This window comes from Trinickia sp. EG282A, assembly GCF_040965455.1.
Taxonomy (GTDB): Bacteria; Pseudomonadota; Gammaproteobacteria; order Burkholderiales; family Burkholderiaceae; genus Trinickia; species Trinickia symbiotica.
In genome coordinates this window covers 65592-73509 of sequence record NZ_JBFRCC010000011.1, presented here as the reverse complement: position 1 = coordinate 73509, position 7918 = coordinate 65592, and the positions used below count along the sequence as shown (strand labels likewise).

At 57.8% G+C, this 7918-nt stretch carries 5 protein-coding genes; 4 read left to right on the top strand and 1 reads right to left on the bottom strand.

All coding sequences use genetic code 11. The features are described from left to right. Positions 1-340: 340 nt before the first annotated feature. Positions 341-1255 carry an HTH-type transcriptional regulator ArgP gene (locus tag AB4Y31_RS30815; protein ID WP_018439695.1) on the top strand — a complete coding sequence of 305 codons (915 nt, stop codon included), beginning with the start codon at positions 341-343 and terminating at the stop codon, positions 1253-1255. A gap of 82 nt (positions 1256-1337) precedes the next feature. Here AB4Y31_RS30815 and AB4Y31_RS30810 read toward each other — a convergent pair whose 3' ends face one another. Further along, positions 1338-2678, bottom strand: a complete 1341-nt coding sequence (locus AB4Y31_RS30810) for a PLP-dependent aminotransferase family protein (RefSeq protein ID WP_018439694.1) — start codon at positions 2676-2678, stop codon at positions 1338-1340. Positions 2679-3055: 377 nt separating this feature from the next. Here AB4Y31_RS30810 and AB4Y31_RS30805 point away from each other — a divergent pair, with 377 nt between their 5' ends. The 3 genes from AB4Y31_RS30805 (at position 3056) to AB4Y31_RS30795 (ending at position 7917) form a co-directional block, all read left to right on the top strand. Beyond that, positions 3056-4171 carry a porin gene (locus tag AB4Y31_RS30805; protein WP_018439693.1) on the top strand — a complete coding sequence of 372 codons (1116 nt, stop codon included), beginning with the start codon at positions 3056-3058 and terminating at the stop codon, positions 4169-4171. Between the two features lie 181 nt (positions 4172-4352). Beyond that, entirely contained in the window at positions 4353-5195 is an 843-nt protein-coding gene (locus AB4Y31_RS30800) for an ABC transporter substrate-binding protein (RefSeq protein ID WP_018439692.1), read from the top strand. A 673-nt stretch (positions 5196-5868) separates the two neighbouring features. Beyond that, positions 5869-7917 (top strand): hydantoinase/oxoprolinase family protein, encoded by a 2049-nt coding sequence (locus AB4Y31_RS30795; RefSeq protein WP_368677281.1) that lies wholly within the window; start codon positions 5869-5871, stop codon positions 7915-7917. The last annotated feature ends 1 nt before the right edge of the window (position 7918 follow it).

Sequence of the window (7918 nt, the reverse complement as noted above, 5' to 3'; positions counted from 1 at the left end):
CGCGCGCTTGCGCGTGCGCCGGTTCGTCAGGTCAAGGTTCAGGTCGGTTTGTCTCATGTGCCTATTGTGCCCAGCAGGCGGCCGGTTGAACACTCGGAAATGCGTGAGTTTTGAACACCATCCCTAGGCAGGACCCATTAAATCGGTGATATACGCCTTCTGGGAGGCGAAGGCTGCTGGCCGCAGTTCTTGAGCTTCGCTCGCCCAAGCCGTGCACCGATCCTGCCAGTTGAATACGCAGGAACGTCAGCATCTCACAGGTATAGCCGCTGCATGGCGTTGATGTCCCGTGGTCACGCGCGCTATCGAATACAGAGGAGTGCCGATCAAAGTGGGCGCAATGTTGAACATGATCGAGCTGGAGACGTTTGCCGCGGTGGTCGAGTACCGCAGTTTCACGCAAGCGGCGGCTGCACTGAACGTTTCTTCTGCAGCAGTGACACGCCGGATCAAACGGCTCGAACAGTCGATCGGGGCACTGCTCCTGATACGCGAACCGAATGTGATGCCTACAAAAGCGGGAGAACAGGTTTTTCATCATTTCATGACTGTCCGGCTTCAGGAGGATGACCTGTTTAGGCGTGTCACGCCAGGGCGAGCCGCGACTACAGCCCTTGCGCTTGCCGTCAATGCCGATTCCCTTGCCACCTGGTTCGAGCCGGTAACGCGTGAGCTGGCGCAACACCATGTGGCCCTCGAGATCGTCGTGGATGATCAGGACCATACGCTCGAGGCGCTTGCACGCGGCGACGTCAAAGGCTTCCTATCCACTCAACGGAAGCCGGTTGTCGAGTGTTTCATGGCCGAGCCGGTCGGGCAGATGCGCTATCAGTGTGTCGCCACACCCGTATTCGCCCGAGAACATTTCGCCGGTGGCCTGACGTTGCCCAGCGTACTAGAGGCGGCCGCCATCCTGTTCGACCGAAAGGACGCCCTGCACGATCTGTTTTTTGAGTTGCATTTCGGGGTGACGGTCGCCAGATATCCCAGGCACTATTTTCCTTCGCCGGCGGCGTTGCTCAATGCGATCTTGGACGACCTCGGTTACGGACTCGTACCCGCAATGCAGGCCGAGCCGCTGATCGGGAGCAGCCGACTGATTGCGCTCGCTCCTCAGCATGATTTGATGATCGATTTGTACTGGCATCACTGGGAGCAGGAGCCCGAGCCGCTCGCGACGATTAGCGCATTGGTCATTGATGCGGCGCGGCGATGCTTGGTTCAGCCAGTCCCAAAGGAGAAGGCCAGCAGTTGACGGGGCCTTGCGACTCGCCCAGTTGATCTTGTTGCTTCCAGTCGAGACGAGCAGACGACCGAACGGTCGCCGGCTTAAGTAATCAACTGCGCAAGATCGGGCCATCGAGTGCGCCGACTGCCTGCGCCAGAGCGTCGGCAATCGTATCTACCTGGTCCATCCCGAAGCTCGTGGCGACACGGATATGCGGTCTCGGTGTGACCTGGAACCGTGAACCTGGCTGTACGGCAATCCCGCGTGCAGCGAGCGTTACCAAAGCGTATTGCTGGTCGGATACAGGAAGCCAGATGCACAACGCATCTTGCCCCGACACGGTTATCCCTCGCTCCGCGAGTGCATCAGTCAGAACGCCACGCCTCTTTGCATACGTTTCGCGAGCAGTGGCGACCTCACGCAGTGACTCGGGATCCGTGAGAAGTGTTGCCGCAATGCATTGCAGAATCCGGCTGGTCCAGCCTTCGCGGAAGTTCCGATATGCCTGAACCTGGTCCGCGAATTTTTCGGTGCTTGAGAACACTGCAAGCCTGAAGTCGGTTCCCAGGGACTTTGAGAAAGTACGAATATGTACAGTCCGCTCAGGAAATGCGGAACCCAGGGTCAGCGGGGGCGCACTGGCCAAGCCCGCGAGGCCATCAAGCTCGATGATCAGTGTTGACTTGCCGGTAAGCACTTTGCGCAACTGGTTCAGCCGGCTCGGGCTGACTCGCTTCCCGGTCAACGAGTGCGATCCAGGCTGATAGACGAAAGCCACAGGACGCTGTTGCAACGCGGCAGCCAGCGATTCAGGAAGCGGGCCTTGTGAATCACAATCCACTCCGATGACCCGTGCACCGAGTTTTTCAAGGATATCGAACGCACGCAAGGTGGTCGGGTCTTCGATTGCTACCGTGGCACCGGGTACGATGACCATTTGCAGCGCCGCATGCAGTCCATCGTACCCCCCATTGATCGCTGTAAAGGTGCAGTCCTTGTACGGCCAATCGCCGGCAATGGCGGCTTTCAACTCGAGCGAAATCGGCTCGCGGACGTAACTGTGGAGGTTGTGGGCCAAATGCGCTTTAGCCAATGCATGTTGGAGATCAGGCAGCAATTCCGGATCGGGTGATGCAAAACGCAGATCAGCCTGGATGTTCTCGCCGTAGTTCGCGAAGTCTTCATAGCGCGCCGGTCTGAGGGACGTCTGGTCACCGCGTACCCACGTACCGGTACGACCCCCGCCGCTCACCATGCGCACCGCGCGAAGCTGTTTCCACGCGCCGGAAATGGTAGCCGGGCTCACGCCAAACGCCTCGGCAAGGTCGCGCACCGGCGGTAACTGAGTGCCGACCGGGATTGCGCCACTGCGGATCAGTTCCGCAACCTCTAACGCGATGCCGCGCATCGTCCTCGCGCTGACTTGCTCAACAAATGACTGGACGTCCATTCGCTTCTCTTATGTTCAATAACATAGTGCGAAGTGTACAGCTTCGAGCGGCGCAAGCCGACGGCCGGGACGACTACGCCTTTCGTTCAGGCGTTGCTCTGACGCAACTGATGTGCGAGGAGCTGCCGCAACGTTGGGGACCCACCCGCGCGGGCGGCCATCCGCGATTCGACAGGACCGCTCAGGACTTCCCCTAGATTTTAGTTCAATAACAAAATACACATTGTACATTTTTTTTGGCGAACATAAGCTGCCGTCAACGTAGCTGAGCGGCGCAGTTCCACAAGGGTGCACCGTATCGATGCGGAAGTTCATCCACCGATTGTGGGGTATTAAGCAAATAATTAGGAATACTAAATGATAAAGGGATTGTCGCGATGAAAAAGCAGGTTGCAATGATGCTTGCATTTGGCGGATTGACTTCGACGGTCGGCGTTGCCCACGCACAGAGCACGGTGACCTTATACGGATTGATCGACGATGGCATCACGTATGTGTCCAACGAGAGCGGACACAAAAACATCAAGATGGATAGCGGGATTGCACACGGTAACCGTTGGGGCTTCAAAGGCCGGGAGGATCTCGGTGGCGGCACTGCAGCCATCTTTGCCCTGGAAGGCGGCTTCAACGTCAATACCGGAAAGGCAGCGAACGGCGGGGCCGTATTCGGCCGTCAATCGTGGGTGGGCCTCGACAACCAGACGTGGGGCACCCTGCAGATGGGTGACCAGTACGACATTATTTCGGACTATGTCTGCGACTACAACGTGAGCTTCATTGCAAGCGGATACGGCATTCATCAGGGTGACATCGACCGGATGAGTTGTACACGGTTGCCCAATGCCGTGAAGTACACAACGCCCAAGTTTGCTGGGTTCAGGGCTGGTGTGATGTATTCGTTCAGCAACGTTGCGGGCAGTTTCCACACAGGCAGTGCGTGGGAGGTGGGTGGTAATTACACCAATGGTCCCGTCCGTCTGGGTGTCGCGTACGCCTCCTTGCCCGGATATGCTATCGATCCTTATAACCGCCTTGGTACGCCAGTCTTCTTTGGTCAAACGGTGGCGACAGTGTCGAACAACGTGGAGACGGACCTCGTTTCGAACTTTGTGCTCGATACGTACAAGATTTTCGCGATCGGTGGCAGTTACCAGATCGGCAAGCTGACCATGATGGCCAACTTCACCAATACCGAACTTGGCCACAAGAATATGACGTCGTATATGCATGTCTATGAAGGCGGGGCGACGTATCAACTGACTCCGGCGTGGTTGGTGGCCGCAGGCTATCAGCACGATACCCTCCAAGGACATACGTGGAATCAGGTCTCGGCAGGCGTTCAGTACTCGTTGTCCAAACGTACCACAGTGTATCTATCGGGCGATTTCGTGAAGGCTTCGTCAGGGGTTAATCCAGAACTGGGCTGGTACACAACGCCGTCGCTGGCTAGCACGCAGGGCGACGTACGCGTCGGCATCACCCATAAGTTCTGACGGGGGCTGCCACACCTGGCCAGTGCGCTTTTAAGTCATACCCGGCAAGGGCGAACAGTTATCGCGGCACCGGGCGAGAGAGACACCTCGACGCGGTGAAAAGCGTCGAGCGACCTTCGACCCGCCGAAAGCTTCGGTGGGGATAACGAAGGCACATTGGTTAACACATGTAGGAGTCTGTATGCGCTGGATCAAAGGTATGGCAGTAGTCGGGGCTGCTGTGTTGTTGACTGCTCAAAGCTGGGCGGCGGCGGCAGCCTCGGTTGAGGCGCCCGCATCGATTAAGGCGAAGAAGATCTTGACCTTCTGTTCGGATCTTGAGAACCCACCAGCAGAGGGTATCGCAGATGATGGTGTGACACCGAAGGGTGCGGCCGTCGACATGATGAATGATATTGCGACATCGATGGGGGTCGCGGCGAAGATAGACAACTATCAGTTCTCCGGTCTTTTTGCTGCACTCGACACCGGAAAGTGCGATCTGGCAGTTGCCAGTCTCGGCAAAACGCCAGAGCGCGCGCAACGGTATGAGCTGGTTGACTACTGGAGGTTTGGGTCCGGCCTACTGGTTCCGACTGGGAATCCAAAACATTTGACCCGATTCGAAGACCTCTCGGGGAAACGCGTTGCCGTACTGCTTGGCAGCAATAATTCGAAGGCACTGCACAAGATCAGCGACGATTTGAAAGTAAGTGGAAGACCTCCGATCGACATTGTCGAATTGGGAACAAATGCCGTCGCCTTCCAGGATTTGAGCCTTGGACGGGTCGACGCTCTGGTGAGCGATACGGTGGTTATGAATTATTACATGTCGCGCTCTCGCGGGCGGTTTTCGATTGGTGGAGTGCCGGTGCCGCCGAAAACGATGTCCATTGCGATCCCGAAGGGAAATGTCGATCTGAAAAATGCGGTGCAGGCCGCGATTGACAAGATGAACGCCAGTGGCGGGATGACGCAGTTGATCAAGCGCTGGGGGATCGAAAACGGCGTCGTTGCATGTAATTCGGCCCATCCCTGCCCCTAAGTGAAACTAGAATGGAGACCGGGGAGTAGGCAAATCATTGTGTCGGCCCTTTTTAGGTAGGTGGCCATCCCGAGGATAAAGCCCACATGAGTGGCGCTCTCTGATCTCCCACATTTCTTTCCTCCCATCCGATGGTCAGCAACTGCTTCACGCGGTATGCCTGGCTTCGCTGTCACGAAGGCTGGACGCTCGGTGGTCAGGCGTGAAGCAGCCTTCGACGACGCTCCAGTCACGACTTGCGCTGTGCGGCGCTTGGTATCTGGCCCCGTAGATTGACGAGTCGCATCGTGAAGCAACCATTGGCAGCCTTCCGACCAAGGGCGCCCCGACGAAATCAGTTCTCAAACCTGCCAGCGAACGGGTGCCCTGCGGAAGATTGGTTGCGCTGTTAGTTCAATAACAAAAAACATATTGTACATTTCGCGAATTGAACATAAGCTACATCCATCGTGAACAGACGGCCAGTGATCCCCGGTGCCAGGCTTTGCAGCCTCGCTGGTGAACAACCTGGAAGAGAAGCCTGGAAGTGCCTTGCCCTGCATTCACCCGATGCATGGACTGAGCGTCATACGTCCAGATTCACCCAGTGGTGCGCGGCAACCGCGCCTCGTGTCTGGAGAAACGCGGTTAATGCAACGTAGCGAACCTTGTCGTGAGAAGACACGGAGATAAGATGCTTAAGATCGGAGTAGACATCGGCGGGACGTTCACCGACTTCGCCGCATGGCGCGAAGGAGGAGAGCAGAAAGTTGAGACGTTGAAAGTCCCCTCGACGCCGCCTCACTTTGCAGAGGGCTTCAAGACTGGCTGCGAGGAAATGCTCAAACGCATGAAACCTCGCGCTGAGGAGCAGATCGTTGTTGTGCACGGTACTACCGTCGCTACCAACACCGTCATTGAGCGAAACGGACCGGCGATTGCGCTGTTTACGACGGAGGGTTTTCGCGACATTCTCGAACTGCAGCGCCTGCGCCTGCGTCGCGCGATCGATCTTCTCGGGGATCGCGTGCAGCCTCTCGTGCCACGCGAGCTGGTTTTTGAAATTCCGGAGCGCATGACCTCAGCAGGTCGTGTGCGCAAGGAAATCGACCTGGACGCCGTTAAACGAGCTGCATTGCAAGCCAAAGAGGCTGGGGTCGAGGGCATTGCCGTCGCTTTTCTTCACAGCTTCCGTAACCCGTCGCATGAGCATGCCGCCCGCGACGCAATCATTGCGGCGACAGGTATCCAGAACATATCGGTTTCCAGCGACATCTGGCCAAAGATTGGTGAATACGAGCGCGCCATCGTTGCAGTGCTGAATACCTACGTCAAGCCTCGGATGACCGCTTACATCGCGGAAATTGAACGTTGGCTTGGCGAGCGTTTGCCCGACTCGAAGCTTTTCATCATGCAGTCGAATGGTGGCGCGCTGGCTGCCGCAGAGGCTCGGGCGCTGCCCGTGCATACCCTGCTCTCGGGCCCGGCCTCCGGCGTGTCCGCGGCGCAGTACCTTGGTGTCTCTCTTGATGAGCGGTGCATGCTCACCATGGACATGGGCGGAACCAGCACAGATATCTCGCTTATTCAGGACGGGGAACCGTCGATTACTGGCGAAGCAGAAGTCGGTGATTTCCCGTTGATGATGCCGGTTACCGGTATCGAAGCAATTGGAGCGGGTGGTGGTTCAATCTGCTGGGTGGATGGAGGTGTGTTGCGCGTTGGTCCGCGCAGTTCCGGAGCGCGGCCGGGTCCTGCCTGCTTCGGACATGGTGGGATGCAGCCCACGGTGACCGACGCATACCTGCTTTGTGGCCTGATCCATCCGGACCACTTCCTCGGCGGGCGGATGACTCTGGACTTGGCAGCGGCGCAAACAGCGATGCGGCCGATAGCGGAAGCGCTCGGTATGAACGTGGTGATGGCAGCTGAGGCATGCCTCACGGTTGCTACGTCGAACATGGTCGCAAGTGTCCTGCCTTACCTTGCGCGCTATGGTCTCGACCCGGCCGACGTCACGCTGGTTGTTTATGGTGGTGCCGGCTCGCTCCACGGGCCGCTGCTGGCGGCGGAGCTTGGCATCGGTCGCGTACTCGTCCCTGGCATGCCATCGGTCTTCTGCGCGTTTGGCGGACTGGTAGCAGGGCTGACGCACGACAACGTGAAAAGCATGCAGGGCATTGCTGTCGATGCCGAAACAACGCGAGCGGAATTCGCTTCGCTCGAGACCAGTGCACATCAATGGTTGACGGGCCAGAACGTTGGCGCGGGCCTTCAGGAAACCATTCTCGAATATCGTGCGGACGCCCGATATTGCGGGCAGTCGTTCCAGTTGACGGTGAATGTGCCGGCTGACGCGGCGAAGACGGGCAATGTCGCAGCAATGGAGCAGAAGTTCCATCGTCAGCACGAGCGACTTTACGCGCACTCCGACCCATCGGCGGCTGTGGAATTTACCGAGTTCCGCGTGCGCATCAGGGGGATGCTGCCCATCCCGACGCCTGAAGTGGTTTCGTCTCGCCAGGATCGCGCGGCTGACGCGCTTGTTGGGCTGAGGGATATCCAGATTGCGGGACGGTCGGCGGGGGCGTGCAAAGTCTACGCTCGGGAACGTCTGTGTGCCGGAGACTCGCTGCAAGGGACAGCGATCATTGAGCAGAACGACACGACAATTTTTGTGCCGCCCGGCTATCTGGCGACTGTCGATTCACACAGCAATATCCTGTTGACGAGGGAGTCTTGAG

Coding starts and splice junctions, on each gene's coding strand:
- AB4Y31_RS30800 (WP_018439692.1), top strand. CDS start 4,353: ATGCGCTGGATCAAAGGTATGGCAGTAGTCGGGGCTGCTGTGTTGTTG.
- AB4Y31_RS30815 (WP_018439695.1), top strand. CDS start 341: ATGTTGAACATGATCGAGCTGGAGACGTTTGCCGCGGTGGTCGAGTAC.
- AB4Y31_RS30805 (WP_018439693.1), top strand. CDS start 3,056: ATGAAAAAGCAGGTTGCAATGATGCTTGCATTTGGCGGATTGACTTCG.
- AB4Y31_RS30810 (WP_018439694.1), bottom strand. CDS start 2,678: ATGGACGTCCAGTCATTTGTTGAGCAAGTCAGCGCGAGGACGATGCGC.
- AB4Y31_RS30795 (WP_368677281.1), top strand. CDS start 5,869: ATGCTTAAGATCGGAGTAGACATCGGCGGGACGTTCACCGACTTCGCC.